This is a genomic window from Syntrophomonas sp. DTU019 (assembly GCA_913757435.1).
Lineage (GTDB): Bacteria > Bacillota > Syntrophomonadia > Syntrophomonadales > Syntrophomonadaceae > DTU019.
Genome location: CAJYDM010000005.1, coordinates 1 through 18,347, shown reverse-complemented (window position 1 = coordinate 18,347; position 18,347 = coordinate 1). Strand labels below are relative to the sequence as shown.

The following is an 18,347-nucleotide window of genomic DNA, read 5'->3' as shown; positions in this document are numbered from 1 at the left end:
GCCATTTATTCTACTATATGTGTTCTAATGGGACAATATTGCATAGGATTTGCATATCAATGACTTCAATATGCCTATAAGTCCATTATATGTTTATATCTTCAGAGATAAAAGCGTTATCAAAGACTTGTTGAAGATCATTCACCGCGATGATCTCCATATCCGTGAAGCTGGTGAAGATATTAAGCCAGTTCTCATGGGGGATAATGGCGCGTTTGATGCCCGCCTTGCGGGCCGCTTCGATCTTGCTCATCACCCCGCCCACCGGTTTGATTTTGCCATGCACCGACACCTCGCCGGTCATGGCCAGGAGATGATCCACCGGCAGCCCTTTATAAGCCGAGTAAATTGCTGTGGCTATACTCACTCCGGCCGAAGGTCCGTCTACCGGTACCCCCCCGGGGAAATTGAGATGAATATTAAAATTGCGCAATTTCAACCCATACCGGGCTTGAAGCACGGTGAGCACATTTTCCACCGCGCCTCTGGCCATGCTCTTACGGCTGTATTTGCGGTCAGGACCTCCCATTTCCTCCTGTTCCACCACCCCAGTGACATTCCAGGTGCCCAGGCCATCGTCTACCGGTACACAGTTGCATTCCACCTCGATCAATGTCCCCACATTGGCACCATACACCGCCAGGCCGTTGACCATTCCCACGGTGGGAAACTCTTTTACTTTGACCTCCGGCCGCGGCGAGAAGCGACCGTTATTTAATACCTTTTCCACCGTGTTCAAAGTGATGCTGCAGTTGCTTTCCATCTGGGCTATGCCTGCGGCCAGTTGTACGATGTTGACTGCCTCACGGCCGTTGCCGGCGTAGCGGATGATCTCGTTCAAAGCGGCCTCATCAATTTCAAATTTTATCTTCTGCACCGCGCCTAAAGCTATCTGGCGAATGTCTTCTTTATCCAAAGGCTTGAAAAAAACCTCCATACAGCGGGAACGCAAGGCCGGAGCTATCTCGCCCGGCATGCGTGTGGTAGCTCCCACCAGACGGAAATCAGCCGGCAGGCCGTTAACAAAAATATCATGGATATGCTGAGGTATATTGGGGTCGTTCTCGGTAAAATAGGCGCTTTCCAGAAGTACGATGCGGTCCTCCAGAACCTTCAACAATTTGTTCATCTGGGTGGGGTGCAGCTCCCCGATCTCATCAATAAACAACATACCGCCATGGGCCTTAGTGCAGGCCCCGGGCTTGGGCTGAGGCACCCCTGCAGTACCCAGGGATCCGGCTCCCTGATAGATAGGATCGTGTACGGAACCGATCAACGGGTCGGCGATATTTCTTTCATCGAACCTGGTTATGGTGGCATCCACCTCCACGAATTTGGCGTCAGGGCCAAATGGCGAGGATGGATTATTCTTAGCTTCCTCCAGAACCAGGCGGGCCGCCGCCGTTTTACCGACCCCCGGAGGACCATATATAATGACGTGCTGCGGGTTGGGGCCGCACAAGGCCGACCTTAAAAGGTCTATCCCCTCTTCCTGGCCCACCACGTCGGAGAGCTGATTCGGTCGGGTCAGGCTGGAGAGCGGTTCACTTAGTTTGACCTTGCGCATCTGCTTCAATTTATGGGTCTCTTTTTCCGCTTCCCTGACCACCACGCTCCTGCGACTCTGCTGACTCTTCAACAGGTTCCAGAAGTATAAACCTATGATCACCGCAAATGTCAATTGAATCAGGTATAGTACTGCGCCGTATTTTACAAAGAATTCGTTCAATTGCTGTTTTTCCTCTCTCTCGTTTTAAGCTATTATTCCCGAAGGCTTATCATCGGTATAAGGAAAACCAGCAAGTAAAAAAAGGCAGCTTTCGCTGCCTTTTCCTTATTGCCCAGTATGGTTTTATTGCACCTTGCGTTTAGCCTCCACAGTTACCAACAGGGGCTTCTCCCTTTTTTCAATAACATCCTTGGTAACAACCACTTTGGTGATATCGATACGGGAAGGTACTTCATACATCACATCCAACATGATGTCTTCAATAATGGCCCGAAGTCCCCGGGCGCCAGTGTTGCGGCGCAGGGCTTCCTGTGCGATCGCCTCCATGGCGTCTTCCATGAATTCCAGATCCACCCCGTCTAGTTCCAGAAGTTTCTTATACTGTTTGACCAGGGCGTTTTTGGGTTCTTTGAGGATCCTGATCAGAACAGGGGCATCCAGGGCTTCCAGGGTAACGATTATGGGAACCCGGCCTACAAATTCTGGAATGAGGCCATATTTCAACAGGTCTTGCGGCAGTATCATCTCCAGGATCTCGCCGATTTTTTTCTCCTGACGGATCTTGATGTCGGCGCCGAAGCCCATTACCTGCTGACCGATGCGGTTTTGAATGATCTTGTCGATGCCTTCAAAGGCTCCCCCGCAGATGAACAGGATGTTGCTGGTATCGATCTGTATGAATTCCTGATGGGGATGCTTGCGTCCGCCCTGAGGCGGAACAGAAGCCACCGTTCCCTCCAGTATCTTCAACAGAGCCTGCTGCACCCCTTCCCCGGATACGTCACGAGTTATGCTGGGGTTGTCGGTCTTCCTGGCTATTTTATCGATCTCGTCAATATAGACGATGCCTTTTTCAGCTTTTTCAATATCATAATCAGCCGCCTGTATTAGCTTGAGGAGAATGTTCTCCACGTCTTCACCCACATACCCCGCTTCGGTAAGAGAGGTGGCGTCTGCAATGGCAAAAGGCACATTGAGAATGCGTGCCAAAGTCTGGGCCAGTAAGGTTTTTCCGCTGCCGGTCGGCCCCAGCATCATAATATTGCTCTTCTGTAGTTCCACATCGTCCAGTTTCATTCCCAGGTTGATGCGCTTGTAATGGTTGTAAACAGCCACTGCCAATGATTTCTTGGCCTTCTCCTGACCAATCACATAGTCATCAAGGATTTCCCTGATCTCGTTTGGTTTGGGGATATCCCCCATTTCAAAACCCAGATCATCGGCCAGTTCCTCTTCAATGATCTCATTACACAGCTCGATGCATTCATCACAGATGTACACACCTGGCCCAGCCACCAGCTTCTTGACCTGGTCCTGAGTCTTGCCGCAAAACGAACATTTCAGCTGGCCTTTTTCGTCCCCGTACTTGTGCATAAGTTCACCCCTCTTGGCGAGCTTCCCCTATTTCTTTTGGGATTCTCTGTTGAAAACCTCGTCTATGAGGCCGTACTCCTTAGCTTCGACAGCAGTCATATAATAGTCTCGTTCGGTATCCCTTTGCACCTTCTCCAGATCCTGACCGGTTCGTTCCGACAGGATACGGTTCAAGGTAGCTTTGGCCTTCAAGATCTGCCGGGTGCGGATTTCGATATCGGTGGCCTGACCTTGTGTGCCTCCCCAGGGCTGGTGAATCATTATCTCCGCATTGGGAAGGGCAAAACGCTTGCCTTTGGCCCCTGCAGCCAATAGAAATGCTCCCATGCTGGCGGCCAAACCGACACAAATGGTGGAAACATCCGGGCGCACATGCTGCATGGTGTCATATATGGCCATGCCGGCGGTGATAGACCCGCCAGGGCTGTTGATATACAGCGATATGTCCTTGTCGGGGGCTTCCGCTTCCAGGAATAAAAGCTGCGCTATCACCAGGTTAGCCACAGTGTCATCTACGGCACTGCCCAAAAAGATGATACGGTCCTTTAATAAACGGGAGTAAATGTCGTATGACCTCTCACCCCGATTAGTCTGTTCTACTACCATGGGAACCAGATATGACATGATTATTCACCTCTTAGTACAAAGATTATTCAAATCGGATATTTACGGTGCGTTTATTCTATAGCAGAGTCTGCAGCAGGTGCTTCGTTTTCGGCCTCAGCCTGCTTTTCAGTAACTACCGCCTTTTCTATTAGATAATCTATGGCTTTATCGATCTTAAGCTGCATGGTAACCGCTGCCATCATCTCTTGCAGTTGTTCCCGGGCATCTTCAATCGACAACCCGGTGTTTTGGGCTACATCTTCTATATGTTTGTTTATTTCTTCGTCGCTGACTTCAATCCCTTTTTCTTCGACCAGTTTTTCCAGGAAGAAGTCGCTCCTGACCTTATTCTCAGCCTCAGGATACAGGGATTCCAGCAGTTGTTCGATACTTCCCCCGGTATACTGCATATACTGTTGCAGTTCCATGCCCTGTGAAGCCATGCGGTATTCCAGTTGCTTCAACATAAACTCAGCGTGCTCCTTGACCACGGCCTCAGCTATTTCCATTTCACAGCGCTTGAGGGCTTCTTTTATGACCTCCTGGCGCATGATGTCGCGGCGCCTGGCTTCCATTTGGCCGGTCAGATTTTTCCGGATACCCTCGATAAGCTCATCAACGGTCTCAAACTCGCTGACTTCCTGAACGAACATAGCATCTAGTTCGCGGGGCTTCTTGGTCTCGATCTTGTTGACCTTGATTTTAAATACGGCCTCTTTACCGGCCAACTCTTCGGACTGGTAGCTCTCCGGAAAAGTAACGGTTACGTCTTTCTCTTCTCCGGTTTTCACCCCCACTACCTGTTCTTCATAACCGGGGATGAAGGTATTGGAACCGAGTTCCAGCGGATAGTTCTCAGCCTTGCCGCCTTCAAATGGCACCCCGTCGACGAAGCCTTCAAAATCATGGAATACAGTGTCACCGTTGACCGCTGGCTCGTCTTCGGCTTTTACCACCAGTTCCGCATAGCGGGCACGCATTTCATCGATCTTTCTCTCAACATCCTCGTCGGTGACCTCCATAACCGGCACCGAGATCTCCAAACCTTCCATTTCACCCAGCACCACTTCAGGCTTTATCGGAATGCGGGCCTGGAAAGTAAAAGCCTGACCGCTCTGCATCTCTCCGACTTCAAGGCTGGGCTGGGCGATGGGTGTGATTTCCAGTTCCTTTACGGCTTGCTCATAAGCTAAAGGCACGATGAATTCAATAGCATCCTGATAGAGGATCTCAGGCCCAAAACGGGCTTCCAACAACTGACGAGGAACACGGCCTTTTCGGAATCCAGGCAAAGATACCTCTTTTACGACTTTATGATAGGCCTGCTGCAGGCCTTCTTCCACTCGCTGTGCGTCGACCTCTACTGCTATGTAAGCTTCACTGTGTTCTATTTTTTCTAACCTGGCTTCCATTTATGCTCCTCCTAACTGCATCCAATACTTATCACTGCTCATCATTGCCACAATGTTTTTAGATTATCCCTCATTGAGCGGTTTGTAAATACCAATTACCCTGATAAAGAATTTACCCTAAATATAACCAAAACACAACACCCCGGCAGCAGCCGAGGTATAGTATGCATATGGAGCGGAAGACGAGATTCGAACTCGCGACCCTCGCCTTGGCAAGGCGATGCTCTACCACTGAGCCACTTCCGCATACGCTTTTTCTATAATATACAGTATAGCCACACTTGTCCATAAGTCAAGTCGGGTAAAGTAAGATTTTTTATCTTAAAGAACGCATCTTGCATATTGTGGGACCATCCAGGCGCCCGCTCACAGAAAGGCCCATTTCCATCTGATAAGCGGTCAGAGCAGCCTTAAAGGCCTCTTCAGGCGCTTTGCTATCGTCCCAATAGCCTTGCTCTACCAGCAATTCCTGAGCAAAGGCTATATCCTCTTCGGTCAAGAATTCTATTTTAGCCTCAGTGTAAGCCGTATCAACTCCAGACTTGCGGTGGTACTGCTGAGTACTGATTTGAAGATGCTTTAATTCCTTTAAATCACTATTAGCAGAGGCCTGCTCACGCAATATACTGTCAACAGTGTTCTCTAAGCCTTGCATCACTTCATTGGGCATTGCTGAAGACTGCACCCTGGCAGTATCCGGATAACTGCTGGGCACGCCGCATCCGCACAAGGATAAAACCAGCAGCAAAACCAGCAGCATTTCATATTTCACGCCAAACACCTCTCCTGCAATTATATCCTGGATATAATATCGTCACAAAAGAGGTGTTGATTAAGCATTCTTAGCTATATTCTTTAAGAATTCATGACCCGCTTATACAACGGGGTGGTCTGATAGCCTCCCGGCTCACTCTGTTCGTCAAGGCGTTTAAAACACTCCCGGGTCTTATCTGTCTGACCGAGTTCATTATAGACCCAGCCCAGATAGAACAGACTGTCATCGTAATAGTTGGTGTTGGGGAACAGGTCCAGATAGCTGTTGTACAACCGTTCTGCACGGACATAATCCTTTTGCAGGAACGAGATCCGGGCCAGGTAATACTGAGCCTCGCGGTGCAGATAATCCTGCCGGCCCATCGATACTACCATGCCTAAATTGCTGGAGGCATTCTTAAAATCGCCCTTACGGTAAGCCTGGAATCCGGCCTGGTAATAATGCTTGGCCTGGCCTTCATCATACCATGTGCCACCCATCTGCTCTTCCCCGTAATCCTGGCCTAAGCCCTCTTCAAAAGGCTTCTGCTCTACTGCCGCTGGGGTCTCCGGGGACGGGTAATCAGCCCTGGCTACTGTTTGCAGCGGCGCTTGTATGGCCTGCCGGCTTACCGCCGGAACCGAATTCTGCTGCCAGGCCGCGACTCCCAGGATTACCATCAAACAGGCGGCCCCTGCCAATAGCTGCAAGGACTTGCTGTGGTATTTGCGTTCTTCGGCTTTGGCCTTAACTGCAACCGGGACCTGAGGAAGGTTTGATTTGCCTGCCGCTGTAGTGGCGGCCAGGTAGCCCAGGAGATTTTGATGACTCTTATCAATTTCCAGGCCTTTGTTCCAGGCCTGCCGCGCCCGGCTGCGATCTCCGTTAGCCAAATAGCACAGTCCCAGGAGTTCGTAGAGACTGACAAAACCGTCCTTTTCCAGCTTGAGCTCCTGCAGCCTTTCCATGGCTGCCGCGAAATTCTTGCGCTCCATAAGGTCGATAGCCTCCTCAAAGCGCTTCATCCAAAACTGGAAGGATGGTTTGCGTATCTCCGCCAGGCGCTTTAATACCGGGCCGCTGGCCGTTTTGGTCTCCCGGGCCTGCTCCCACCAAGACACCGCCTGCTTGAAATCCCCCAAGCGATAGCAGCATTCCCCAGCCGCTTCCAGCCAGCGCACATCATCAGCTTCCATATGTTCATTCAGCACCGCCAGGGCCGCAGAGATTTCACGTTCTTCCATCTTCGCCAGGGCCAGCTCCAGGTGCTCTTGCGTAGTTTCATGGTTGTTGTTCAAACAATACCACCCCCTTCCCTGCTAAGTTCCACAAAAGCGAGCAAATACCTTCCAAAAATTGTAAGTCAAATTCCCCCAAAAACCGGGCTTTATATTTGTCATCAGTCCGGCTCGTCACAAATAAGCATGTATTAAATAAGCTCGCGAGGAGTGTGATCGAATATATGTATATGTCCCGTTTTTTGCGTCTTACCAAGCCTTCCATGCAGGGTCCCGACGTCCTGGCGGTCAATCAGTCCTTACACACCCTGGGGTATCTGCACGATGAAGTCGACGACATTTTTCATGCTGGGACCGATCAGGCCTTGCGGGAATGGCAGGAAAAAGTCGGAATAAACCCGGATGGTATAGTCGCTCCAGATACCTGGTGCATGATCGGCGGCCAGTGTGCCACCCTATATGAGTCGGCTGTAGTCCTGCAGCGCTATCCGGTCATCACCATCGATCTGCAGACCCGCCGCCTGCATTTCTACTCCAGCCTTGATACATACCGCACCTACCCGGTGGCCATTGGCAAAAAGAGCACCCCCAGCCCGCCGGGCAATTGGACCATCGTTCAGAAAGCCGTCAATCCCGGAGGACCCTTCGGATCCCGCTGGATGCGCCTGTCGGTTCCTTGGGGCGGCTACGGCATTCACGGCACCAATAACCCTCGCTCCATTGGCCGCAGGGCCAGCCACGGCTGCATACGCATGTATAATAAGGATGTCATCGCACTTTATGAGATGGTTCCTATAGGCACACCGGTGTATATCATGGGTGAGAGCATTACCGGAAGGGTGTTGAGGATAGGAGCCAGGGGAGACGATGTAGCCCGGGTGCAGCGCCGGCTGCGCCGCCTGGGATATTACAAATACAGGATCGACGGGGTCTTCGGCAAGAAAATGGAGGATTCGGTGAAGCTCTTCCAGCAGGCTAACAACATCACTGCTGACGGGATAATCGGCCCCAATACCTATGTCGCCTTGCAGAAGGCCTTGGATGTGCGCAGCAACGATACTGACCCATAAGCAAGAGCTTCATTATATAACAACAGTTCATCACCAAGAGGTATAAAGAGGGGGGGCTTCAATTGACAGGCGGCGTCAGTAAGTAACTGCTGCCGCCTTCATCGATACTGTGCATAAACGGTATTAATGATCTGCGCCGTCTAAAACCTGCCACCGGATTGTGAAAGCGGACCGACAGGGGTGATGATGGATTAATGTGAGTCCGAAACAACTTTTCTGGCCCTCTCCGACGAAGACGTGAAGTTTCTGGCCGCAGCAGTAAAATTGACACTTTCATCTGGGGGATGATAAGATATAAGAGTTCGGGGCGTGGCGCAGCTTGGTAGCGCGTCTGATTTGGGATCAGAAGGCCGCAGGTTCAAATCCTGTCGCCCCGACCAGTATTATGCACATACTTAAGGGTTTGTTTCTCGGCTTGCGCAATGAAACAAACCCTTTGTTGTTCATCGTATTCCCTGATAAGCACCTAGCCGGCGGTCAGCCCACCGTCAATAGTGTAGTAACTGCCGGTTATATATGATGAACGGTCTGAAGCCAGGAACACAATAAGTTCTCCTACCTCCTCAGATTCTCCATAGCGCTTCAGGGCAATCTGTTGCTCAAACCCTTGTTTTACTGATGCCGGGTCGGAAGGCAAGGCCCCTTGCTCTATGGATCTCATCATCCTATTGTTAATCGGTCCTGGACATACCGCGTTTACTCTTATTCCCCACTGAGCATATTCGAGGGCTGCTGTTTTTGTCAGTCCTAAAACCGCATGTTTTGAAGCCACATATGGTCCCAATCCGACCGAACCGATCAGACCTGCTACTGATGAGATATTGATTATAGATCCCTTGTTTTGGCTTTTCATTGCCGCAACCACATGTTTTAAGCCATAGAAGACCCCTTTGATATTAACATTGAGAACCCGATCCAGTTGTTCACCGGTAATATCGGTGATAAAACCGAATTGCCCTTCAATCCCTGCATTATTAATAAAAACATCAATTTTACCGAATTCTTCTATGGCTTTGTTTACATAATGCTCGACCTGCGCCTCCTGACTCACATCAGCCGGTACAACAACAATATTATCGGCTTTTATCTCTTCAGCCGCAGTTTTCAAAGCCCCCATATACAGATCGACTAAGACAATCGATGCGCCTTCCCGGGCAAATATCTTGGCGGTTTCAATGCCAATGCCCCCGGCACCGCCTGTGATAACCACTACCTTGTTTGAAAACTCCATGGTTTCCTCCTGAGGTTTTTGCTTAGTATTTCCCCGCAGTAACTAAAGATGCAAAAATAAGACACCGGGTAAGAGGATATCCCCAGTGTTTAAATTGTAATGCCAGGCGGTTCCGGTTGCGGATCACACGCCTGCACCCTCAAAGTTCAAAGATCATCGAGGAGAGGGGGTTGACCTTCCATCCTCATGTGCGCTGGTCTCAGCCTTTCAGCGTTTTTGATTTCAACCACCTGCAGTTAAACGCCTTTTGCGTGATTTCAGACAGTTGGACCCTGGCGGAAGAAGCCAACTATTTCAAGTTTCCTGCGGTCTATGTGCGCACTAATACAGAGCGGCCCGAGGCTATGGATGAGGGTAATTTCATTCTCACCAGCGGCACTACAGCTGAATTCCTGCAAGCCATGGAATTGGCCCTGGATATGGCCGAGCATGGTGATGTGGGAGAAAATGTCCCCGATTACGCCGATGAAAGCGTCAGCACCAAGGTTATCAAGATCATTCAAAGTTATACCGGGATCATAAAAAAGGTTTGGAATTATTAGCCAATGGGGGCAGCCCCATCACCCGCCGCAAAGCAAACCCTAAAACAAGTCCCGTTGTGGCTGGAATCCACTTGGATCGAGGCCTGGTGTTGGGCGGCGATGTTATAGCAGACCGGCAGGCCCAGCCCGGTGCCGTTTTCTTTGGTGGTGAAAAAGGGCACCCCGATATGGTCTATGATCTCATCGGGGATCCCCCCGCCCCTATCGATCACTTCCAGAATCACTTGATCACAGCTCTGCTGAGTACGAATGGTCAGGGTCTCATTATCCGGCATGCTCTCCAGGCCGTTGCGCACCAGATTGAATACCAATTGGCGTATTTCCTGTTCATCCAGCATCAGCACGGGGATATCCTCCAACTCCATACAGAGGTTTTTGTCCTGTCTGCGCGCATCGGCATTTAACAAGGGAAAGAGGCTCTGGAGAATGTGATTTATACTCTTGGGCTGCAGCTCTGGCTTTTTTGTCCGGGCCATCAACAGGTATTCCGTTATTATGGCATTGACCCGGTCAATCTCCTCTAGCATCAGATCGAAATATTCCCATTCTTCCGCGTATTGTATATTCTCCCGCATGATTTGCAGAAAGCCACGAATGCTGGTAATGGGATTACGCACCTCATGGCCGATGCTGGCAGCTATCTCCCCTACCAAGTTGAGTTGGTCCAGGCGCATGATCTCCTCTCGCAGCCTTTTGCTCTCTGTGATATCGATCATTGATGCTACCCGGTGCTTATTGTCAGGTATAGGGGCTAAGGTGATCAGTACATACTTATCCTGCCCCTGCTGGCCGCGTATTTTTCCTTCGATGCGCAATGGAACCCTTTCCAACTGCAATGCCAGCATCTGATCGCAGTGCTTCAATCGCTCCCAACTGTCATCATGAAAAATTTCTTTTAATGAGTCCAGCTTCTCGATCTTATCCCGACTGCAACCACACAGCCGTTCTAATTCCGAGTTGAGCAGCAAAATCCGGCCATCATCTCCATAAATGAGCATGGCTGTGCCGGTGTTTTCGAAAATGGCGCGGTAGTAAGGCTCCACCAGCTGGAAGGCATCTTTGCCACATGGTTGCTTACCTGGTTTTGATTTACTTATGTCTGTTCCCTCTTTCTGTTAACACTACCTTATTTCGGTAGATTGGCTATTGTTCATGCTTACACCTTTAGGAATATTGACATACTATGTCGCTTTCAAACCCGAAATTCAAAGTGTATTAGACAACTTCGCCATAATAGTGAGGGTATATAGACGGTCAACCGTGCATATAATAGTAATTAGTCCAAATGACAACAGAGGCACAAAGGTAATAATAAAACTAATTAAAGTATTCCTTGTAATGGGCTATCAGAAAAGGTATAATACACTTTGCGGGCGGGTGTAGCTCAGTGGTAGAGCCCCAGCCTTCCAAGCTGGTTGCGAGGGTTCGATTCCCTCTACCCGCTCCATTTTTGTCCCTGTAGCTCAGCTGGACAGAGCAACGGCCTTCTAAGCCGTGGGTCGGGGGTTCGAATCCCTCCGGGGACGCCACTTTCGAACTGACTTGTTTGTGGTGGGTGTAGCTCAGTTGGTTAGAGTACCAGATTGTGGCTCTGGGGGTCGTGGGTTCGAGTCCCATCACCCACCCCAATTTAACCTTGACACTGCTAACCGGGTTTGAGTATACTCTAATCTGTTGGGGTGTAGCCAAGCGGTAAGGCAACGGACTTTGACTCCGTCATGCGTTGGTTCGAATCCATCCACCCCAGCCATATTTATAAAACAAGGGCCATTAGCTCAGCAGGTAGAGCACCTGACTTTTAATCAGGGTGTCGGAGGTTCGAATCCTCCATGGCTCACCATTAGAAAACGAGAAACCGCGCGAATTGCGCGGTTTTTATATTTCTGAATATGGGCTTTTTTCTATTAGAAAAGGCTCATGACACCCCAATGACACATTTTTCGGGGCAGACTGCATTTTGCAGAGAACAGCTCTTCAGTGGCTATAGCTCTACCATTTTTGCATAATCAGAGTATCATGGGCATAATTGTTCCCAGTCGTGTTGGCACCCTTAACTACCTACCCGCTACTGCTTCTCCCCAGCTCGTTAGGTAGTCACAGGTACCAAACCTCTCTTTTATAAACACATACTGAAGGACAATAATCCCACGCAGGCAGGATTTACCTATTTTGTGCGGAAATATGTAAATTATGACAAAATATTGTCTGGTCGCTGAGTATTATATGGAGATAACTCACTGCTTTGGAGGTACACATGGCTAATGGAAACGGAGCCAATCTGGGCTTCGAAAAGCAGCTCTGGAGTGCTGCAGACGCATTAAGGTCAAACATGGATGCGGCAGAATACAAGCATGTGGTCCTGGGTTTGATCTTTCTTAAATACATATCCGACGCTTTTGAAGAGCAGCATGCCCTTCTTGAGGCGGAGCAGGTCCATGGGGCTGACCCTGAAGATCCCGATGAATACCGGGCGGAAAACATTTTCTGGGTGCCCAAGGAGGCTCGTTGGTCTAATCTAGTAGCCAATGCCAAACAGCCAACCATCGGCAAAATAGTTGACGATGCCATGCTGGCTATTGAGAGGGATAACCCTTCATTAAAGGGTGTATTGCCTAAGGATTATGTTCATCCCCGCCTGGATAAGCAGCGCCTGGGGCAGTTGATTGACCTTATTGGCAATATCGGCCTGGGTGACCAGGACAGCCGGTCTAAGGACATCCTGGGGAGGGTGTATGAGTATTTTCTATCTCAGTTCGCCAGTGCGGAAGGCAAGAAGGGCGGCCAATTTTATACTCCCCGCTGTGTGGTGCAGCTACTAGTTGAAATGCTGGCTCCTTATAAAGGCAGGGTATTTGACCCATGCTGCGGCTCTGGGGGCATGTTTGTACAGTCTGAAAAGTTTGTAGAGGCTCATGGCGGCCACATTGGGGATATCAGCGTATACGGGCAGGAGTCCAACCATACCACCTGGAGACTGGCCAAGATGAACCTGGCCATCCGTGGTATTGATGGCAATCTGGGTAAAGAACACGCAGACAGCTTCCATCGTGACCTGCACCCTGATTTAAAGGCCGATTATGTCCTGGCCAATCCCCCGTTTAATGACAGTGATTGGCGTGGAGACTTATTAAAGGAAGATAAAAGGTGGGTCTATGGCACCCCTCCCACCGGTAATGCCAACTTCGCCTGGGTGCAGCACTTTATTTACCACCTGAACCCTACCGGCATAGCTGGATTTGTACTTGCCAACGGGTCTATGTCCTCAAATCAGTCTGGTGAAGGCGAAATTAGAAAGAACATCATTGAGCAAGATGACCTGGTGGATTGCATGGTGGCTTTGCCTGGGCAACTTTTTTACTCCACTCAAATCCCCGTTTGCCTGTGGTTCGTCGCGAGGGATCGCAAGAATAGTCGCTTCCGGGATCGTAGAGGGCAGATACTGTTTATTGATGCCAGAAAGATGGGCACCATGATTGACCGTGTACACCGTGAGCTGACTGATAAGGATATTCAGAAGATTGCTGACACTTACCATTCTTGGCGTGGGGATAAAAACTGTCAGGCTACCTATGCGGATGTACCCGGCTTTTGTTACAGCGCCTCATTAGACGAGGTACGCAAGCATGACTATATTCTAACCCCGGGACGCTATGTTTGTGCTGCAGAGGTTGAAGATGATGGAGAGCCTTTTGAAGAAAAGATGGCTAGGCTGACTGCTCAACTGAAAGAGCAGATGGCTGAGGCAGTTCGCCTAGATGAACTAATTTGGGCTAACCTGGAGGATATTGGGTATGGTAACTAGTTGGCCAGAAATGCCGTTCGGAGAACTATACGCAGTTCCATCCAAAAATGGCCTTACTCGTCCAAAAGCTATAAGAGGTACCGGTGTGCCGATGGTAAATATGGGCGAATTATTCGCCTATGATAGAATATTAAATCCTGACATGGAAAAGGTACCAGTCTCGGCAAAGGAAAGCGAGTCATTTTTATTGGAAGCTGGTGATTTATTATTTGCAAGGTCTTCATTGACGCTTGCAGGTGCTGGCAAAGTCAGTATCGTACTACCATGGCACGAACCAAGGACCTTCGAATCGCATATTATTAGGGTTCGATGTAATAGGGATATTGCTATCCCGGAATTCTACTATTACCTTTTTAAGTCCTCGGTAGGACGTGATTTGATCAACTCCATAGTAGAGCAGGTAGCTGCTGCTGGCATTCGAGGTAGCGATTTGGCGAAAATCCGGGTCCCTGTTCCACCAATTAGAATTCAGCAAGCAATTGCCGCTATTCTTAGTGCTCTGGACGGCAAAATCGATCTCAACCAAAAGATGAACCAGACCCTGGAGGAAATAGCCCAGGCCATATTCAAGAGTTGGTTTATTGACTTCGACCCAGTGCGCTATAGGGCTTCCGGACAGCAATCACCAGGGTTGGCTCCTCACATTACTGATCTTTTTCCCGAGAAACTAAGAAAAACCGATATGGGCGAGTTACCTGACGGTTGGCACAGCACTAATCTCAGTGACATAGTGCATGTCAATCCACCTCGCAAGGTGCCGAAAGGTACTTTAGCTACGTATTTAGACATGGCAAATATGCCAACGCAGGGTCCATCGCCTTTATTCTGGACCAAACGGCACTTCAGTACTGGCATGAAATTTATTAATGGTGACACATTGGTTGCACGCATAACACCTTGTTTGGAAAATGGTAAAACTGCCTTTATCGACTTTTTAAATAAGAACGAAACAGGTTGGGGCTCCACGGAATATCTTGTACTTCGACCTCATGATCCAATACCACCTGTATTCGCATACCTATTAGCACGTAACAATTCTTTCAGATCTTATGCGATTCAACAAATGAGCGGATCTAGTGGACGTCAGCGGGTCCAGGCTCAAAGTATATCTATGTTTAAGGTTTGTGTACCGAATAAGGAACACAAAATATTTGATGTGTTTGGAAAGGCTGTCGATAGTCTATTTGATAAAATCTCCAATAATATGCAGCAAATAAGGACATTGGCTGATATTCGCGACACCCTTCTCCCCCAATTAGTCTCCGGTAAACTCCGTGTCCCTGACGCAGAACGCATCGCCAGCCGCTATCTGTGAGGTGATATTGTGACGGCTTTTTATGAATCTGAACTGGAAGAAGCGGCCCTCTTATGGTTGCAGGGGTTGGGATATACCGTTCATTCCGGTCTCGATATTGCTCCCGGTGAGTTGCTGGCTGAGCGCGAAACATACAGCCAGGTCATACTGGAACGAAGGCTCAGAGATTCGTTGAGGCTTATCAATCCCACCATATCGGCTGATGCTCTGGGAGAAGCTTTGCGCAAGCTTCTCCATCCTGATCAGCCTTCTTTGGTAGTAAATAATTACGTCATCCACAAATATTTGGTTGAAGGTATAACTGTAGAATACCAGCGCCCGGATGGCTCGATTGGCGGGGATATTGTCCACGTGATTGACTATGACAACCCCATTAATAATGATTTCCTGGCTGTCAACCAGTTTACGGTTGTTGAGAATGGCATTGAACGGCGCCCGGATATAGTTATCTTCATCAATGGACTGCCCATGGCGGTAATCGAACTGAAGAATCCGGCTGATGCCAATGCAGACATTTGGAAAGCCTTCAAGCAACTGCAGACCTATAAGCAGCAGATTCCTTCAATGTTTTATTATAATGAGGCCTTAATCATCTCCGATGGTGTGCAAGCCCGTATCGGGTCGCTGACCGCAGACAAAGAGCGCTTTATGCCCTGGAGAACTATAGACGGAAATGAACTTGCGGATAATATGCTGACCCAGATCCAGGTGCTATTACAAGGTTTCTTTGACAAAGGCCGTTTTCTGGACCTGTTCAGGCACTTCACGGTTTTCGAAGATGTCGGTGGCGGAGTGCTGATCAAGAAGATGGCTGGCTACCATCAATACCATGCCGTAAATCATGCCCTGAATGAAACCATTCGTGCTGCCATTCCGGTTGAGTCGGCCTTGGCTGCCGATCCCCCTGGTTTTTACCTTGGGGGTAAGGCTGGAGACAGGCGTGTTGGAGTCATCTGGCATACCCAGGGCTCAGGCAAAAGCCTGACTATGGCCTTTTATGCCGGTAAGGTAATCCTCCATCCCGCCATGGAGAATCCCACCATAGTTGTTATTACAGACCGCAATGATTTGGATGACCAGTTATTTGGCACCTTTTCACGCTGCCATGAACTGTTGCGCCAGCAACCAGTGCAGGCCGAAAGCCGCACTCATTTGCGCAAATTGCTCCATACCGGTTCAGGCGGGGTGGTTTTTACCACAGTGCACAAATTCTTCCCCATTGAAGGCGAAGACAGGCAGCCACTCTTATCTGCCCGTCGTAATATTGTGGTAATTGCCGATGAAGCCCATCGCAGCCAATACGATTTTATGGACGGTTATGCCCGTTATATGCGGGAGGCATTGCCCAATGCATCCTTCATAGGATTTACCGGTACACCAATTGAGCTAACCGATAAAAACACCCGAGCAGTATTTGGTGACTATATCAGCATCTACGACATTCAGCAGGCTGTGACTGATGGGGCTACTGTACCCATTTACTATGAAAGCCGCCTGGCCAAGCTGGTATTGGATGAATCAGAGAAGCCCAGATTAGATTCCGAATTTGAAGAAGCTACCGAAGGCGAGGAGCTACAGAGTAAAGAGAGACTCAAAACCAAGTGGGCTGCACTGGAAGCCCTGGTTGGCACTGAAAAGAGGCTTGGCCTTATTGCTGAAGACCTGGTAAACCATTTTGAAAAACGCCTGGAGGCCATGGATGGCAAGGCTATGGTGGTTTGCATGAGTCGGCGCATATGTGTTGATCTCTACAATGCCATTACTGCTATCCGTCCTGATTGGCACCATGCCGATGATGACAAAGGTATTATTAAGGTTGTTATGACCGGATCAGCCAGTGACAACACCGATTGGCAGCAGCACATCAGGAACAAGCCGCGTCGGGAACAACTCGCCAACCGTTTCAAGGACCCGGATGACCCGTTTAAAATAGTTATCGTGCGGGATATGTGGCTGACTGGATTTGATGCTCCATCTCTGCATACCATGTATCTTGACAAACCCATGCGGGGGCATGGCCTGATGCAGGCTATTGCCCGTGTTAACCGGGTATTCAAGGATAAACCAGGGGGATTGGTGGTTGATTATTTGGGCCTGGCCCATGAACTAAGCCTGGCTATGGCCAACTACACCACCAGTGGAGGTAAAGGTGATACCGCAATAAATCAGGAAGAGGCCGTTGCGGTTATGAAGGGCAAATATGAAGTCTGCACTGGAATTATGTCAGGTTTCAACTGGTCTGCCTGGTTTAGCAGCAGTCCCACCGAGCGCGTTACTGTTTTGCCAGGGGCTCAGGAGCATATCCTGTCTCAGGAGGATGGCAAGAACCGCTTTGTTAAGGCGGTGGTAGAGCTATCACAGGCATTTGCACTGGCCGTCCCTCATGAAGAAGCTTTAGCCATACGTGATGATTTGGTATTCTTTCAGGCCGTCAAGGCTGTACTGGTGAAAGGAAGCGGGGGCAATGGCAAGAGTCCTGATGATATCGACTATGCCATTCGCCAAATCCTATCCAAGTCGGTGGTTCCAGAAGGGATAATTGATATCTTTGCGGCGGCTGGTTTAAAGAAGCCGGATATTTCCATACTATCGGACGAGTTTCTGGAGGATGTAAAGAACATGCCCCACCGCAATCTGGCGGTAGAGATGCTGAGGAAGCTAATCGAAGGTGAAATTCGCATCCGCAGCCGTAAGAATGTGGTGCAGTCCCGCTCCTTTGCCGAGATGCTGGAGAAATCTATCCGCCGCTACCAGAACCGGGCAGTTGAAGCCACCATGATCATACAGGAGTTAATTGAACTGGCTAAGGAAATGAGGGAAGCCAGCCAGCGGGGTGAAAAACTGGGACTGACAGACGATGAGGTAGCCTTCTATGATGCTTTAGAAGTCAATGATAGTGCAGTTAAGGTGCTGGGTGACGATACCCTCAAGGAAATCGCCAAGGAACTGGTCAAGGCGGTGCGCAAAAACCTGAAGATAGATTGGTCAGTGCGTGAGAACGTCAGAGCGCAGATGCGAGTCATGATCAAACGGATACTGCGCAAATACGGTTACCCTCCGGATAAGCAGGCTAAGGCCACGGAGCTGGTATTGGAGCAAGCTGAGACGTTGTGTAAGGACTGGGTGGCGTAGACTCACTTTACACTGGTAGCTAAGTTGCATTTGGGGATTTGGTTACAGCCTCGAATAAATCAGGAGCTATAGCAGGAGCACTAAGCATACCAGCCTAGAATTATTACACTGGGTCGCTGTTAATGCTTGGTGGGTTATAGAA

Annotated in this window: 13 protein-coding genes and 7 tRNA genes; 11 read left to right on the top strand and 9 right to left on the bottom strand. The window is 49.4% G+C overall.

What is annotated here, in order from left to right; genetic code table 11:
- Positions 1-85: 85 nt before the first annotated feature.
- The 7 genes from lonB to AC15IQ_RS12015 all read right to left on the bottom strand — a co-directional run bounded on the left by lonB (position 86) and on the right by AC15IQ_RS12015 (position 7,173).
- Positions 86-1,729 carry an ATP-dependent protease LonB gene (gene lonB / locus AC15IQ_RS12045; protein ID WP_483179399.1) on the bottom strand — a complete coding sequence of 548 codons (1,644 nt, stop codon included), beginning with the start codon at positions 1,727-1,729 and terminating at the stop codon, positions 86-88.
- A gap of 123 nt (positions 1,730-1,852) precedes the next feature.
- Entirely contained in the window at positions 1,853-3,103 is a 1,251-nt protein-coding gene (clpX, locus tag AC15IQ_RS12040) for an ATP-dependent protease ATP-binding subunit ClpX (protein WP_483179398.1), read from the bottom strand.
- Between the two features lie 27 nt (positions 3,104-3,130).
- The gene (gene clpP, locus AC15IQ_RS12035) at positions 3,131-3,727 is read right to left on the bottom strand and encodes an ATP-dependent Clp endopeptidase proteolytic subunit ClpP (protein WP_483179397.1); all 597 of its coding nucleotides are present in this window, start codon (positions 3,725-3,727) and stop codon (positions 3,131-3,133) included.
- A 53-nt stretch (positions 3,728-3,780) separates the two neighbouring features.
- A complete protein-coding gene (gene tig / locus AC15IQ_RS12030; protein ID WP_483179396.1) occupies positions 3,781-5,121 on the bottom strand; it encodes a trigger factor in 1,341 nt (446 codons plus the stop codon).
- A gap of 171 nt (positions 5,122-5,292) precedes the next feature.
- A tRNA-Gly gene (locus AC15IQ_RS12025) sits at positions 5,293-5,367 on the bottom strand.
- Between the two features lie 70 nt (positions 5,368-5,437).
- Entirely contained in the window at positions 5,438-5,893 is a 456-nt protein-coding gene (locus AC15IQ_RS12020) for a peptidoglycan-binding domain-containing protein (protein ID WP_483179395.1), read from the bottom strand.
- An 83-nt stretch (positions 5,894-5,976) separates the two neighbouring features.
- Positions 5,977-7,173, bottom strand: coding sequence for a tetratricopeptide repeat protein (locus AC15IQ_RS12015; RefSeq protein WP_483179394.1), 1,197 nt, complete (start codon positions 7,171-7,173; stop codon positions 5,977-5,979).
- A 152-nt stretch (positions 7,174-7,325) separates the two neighbouring features.
- On the opposite strand from AC15IQ_RS12015, the gene AC15IQ_RS12010 reads away from it, so the two are divergent.
- Both AC15IQ_RS12010 and AC15IQ_RS12005 read left to right on the top strand, forming a co-directional pair.
- The gene (locus AC15IQ_RS12010) at positions 7,326-8,183 is read left to right on the top strand and encodes a L,D-transpeptidase family protein (protein WP_483179393.1); all 858 of its coding nucleotides are present in this window, start codon (positions 7,326-7,328) and stop codon (positions 8,181-8,183) included.
- 303 nt (positions 8,184-8,486) lie between these two features.
- Positions 8,487-8,563 (top strand) — tRNA-Pro (locus tag AC15IQ_RS12005).
- Between the two features lie 86 nt (positions 8,564-8,649).
- Here AC15IQ_RS12005 and AC15IQ_RS12000 read toward each other — a convergent pair.
- Positions 8,650-9,414: an SDR family NAD(P)-dependent oxidoreductase gene (locus AC15IQ_RS12000; protein WP_483179392.1), complete on the bottom strand. Its 765-nt coding sequence runs from the start codon at positions 9,412-9,414 to the stop codon at positions 8,650-8,652.
- A 116-nt stretch (positions 9,415-9,530) separates the two neighbouring features.
- On the opposite strand from AC15IQ_RS12000, the gene AC15IQ_RS11995 reads away from it, so the two are divergent.
- Positions 9,531-9,956, top strand: a complete 426-nt coding sequence (locus AC15IQ_RS11995) for a UDP-N-acetylglucosamine 2-epimerase (RefSeq protein ID WP_483179391.1) — start codon at positions 9,531-9,533, stop codon at positions 9,954-9,956.
- On the opposite strand, the gene AC15IQ_RS11990 is transcribed toward AC15IQ_RS11995, so the two are convergent.
- Positions 9,953-10,999 (bottom strand): two-component system sensor histidine kinase NtrB, encoded by a 1,047-nt coding sequence (locus AC15IQ_RS11990; protein ID WP_483179390.1) that lies wholly within the window; start codon positions 10,997-10,999, stop codon positions 9,953-9,955. The two genes, AC15IQ_RS11995 and AC15IQ_RS11990, sit on opposite strands and share 4 nt — an antisense overlap.
- 330 nt (positions 11,000-11,329) lie before the next feature.
- Here AC15IQ_RS11990 and AC15IQ_RS11985 point away from each other — a divergent pair.
- The 8 genes from AC15IQ_RS11985 (at position 11,330) to AC15IQ_RS11950 (ending at position 18,205) form a co-directional block, all read left to right on the top strand.
- Positions 11,330-11,403: transfer RNA gene (locus AC15IQ_RS11985), tRNA-Gly, on the top strand.
- Between the two features lie 5 nt (positions 11,404-11,408).
- Positions 11,409-11,485 (top strand) — tRNA-Arg (locus tag AC15IQ_RS11980).
- A 22-nt stretch (positions 11,486-11,507) separates the two neighbouring features.
- A tRNA-His gene (locus tag AC15IQ_RS11975) sits at positions 11,508-11,584 on the top strand.
- A gap of 47 nt (positions 11,585-11,631) precedes the next feature.
- A tRNA-Gln gene (locus AC15IQ_RS11970) sits at positions 11,632-11,706 on the top strand.
- A 14-nt stretch (positions 11,707-11,720) separates the two neighbouring features.
- Positions 11,721-11,796: transfer RNA gene (locus AC15IQ_RS11965), tRNA-Lys, on the top strand.
- Positions 11,797-12,210: 414 nt separating this feature from the next.
- Complete coding sequence (locus AC15IQ_RS11960; protein ID WP_483179389.1) at positions 12,211-13,758, top strand: class I SAM-dependent DNA methyltransferase; 1,548 nt, start codon at positions 12,211-12,213, stop codon at positions 13,756-13,758.
- Positions 13,748-15,073 carry a restriction endonuclease subunit S gene (locus tag AC15IQ_RS11955; RefSeq protein ID WP_483179388.1) on the top strand — a complete coding sequence of 442 codons (1,326 nt, stop codon included), beginning with the start codon at positions 13,748-13,750 and terminating at the stop codon, positions 15,071-15,073. Before AC15IQ_RS11960 ends, AC15IQ_RS11955 begins: the two co-directional genes overlap by 11 nt.
- A 9-nt stretch (positions 15,074-15,082) precedes the next feature.
- On the top strand, positions 15,083-18,205 hold the full coding sequence (locus AC15IQ_RS11950; RefSeq protein WP_483179387.1) for a type I restriction endonuclease subunit R: 3,123 nt from the start codon (positions 15,083-15,085) through the stop codon (positions 18,203-18,205).
- Positions 18,206-18,347 lie beyond the last annotated feature (142 nt).

What these genes read in the sequence shown, in the direction of transcription:
- clpX (WP_483179398.1), bottom strand. Translation starts at nt 3,103, where the DNA reads ATGCACAAGTACGGGGACGAAAAAGGCCAGCTGAAATGTTCGTTTTGC.
- clpP (WP_483179397.1), bottom strand. Translation starts at nt 3,727, where the DNA reads ATGTCATATCTGGTTCCCATGGTAGTAGAACAGACTAATCGGGGTGAG.
- tig (WP_483179396.1), bottom strand. Translation starts at nt 5,121, where the DNA reads ATGGAAGCCAGGTTAGAAAAAATAGAACACAGTGAAGCTTACATAGCA.
- AC15IQ_RS12000 (WP_483179392.1), bottom strand. Translation starts at nt 9,414, where the DNA reads ATGGAGTTTTCAAACAAGGTAGTGGTTATCACAGGCGGTGCCGGGGGC.
- AC15IQ_RS11960 (WP_483179389.1), top strand. Translation starts at nt 12,211, where the DNA reads ATGGCTAATGGAAACGGAGCCAATCTGGGCTTCGAAAAGCAGCTCTGG.
- AC15IQ_RS11955 (WP_483179388.1), top strand. Translation starts at nt 13,748, where the DNA reads ATGGTAACTAGTTGGCCAGAAATGCCGTTCGGAGAACTATACGCAGTT.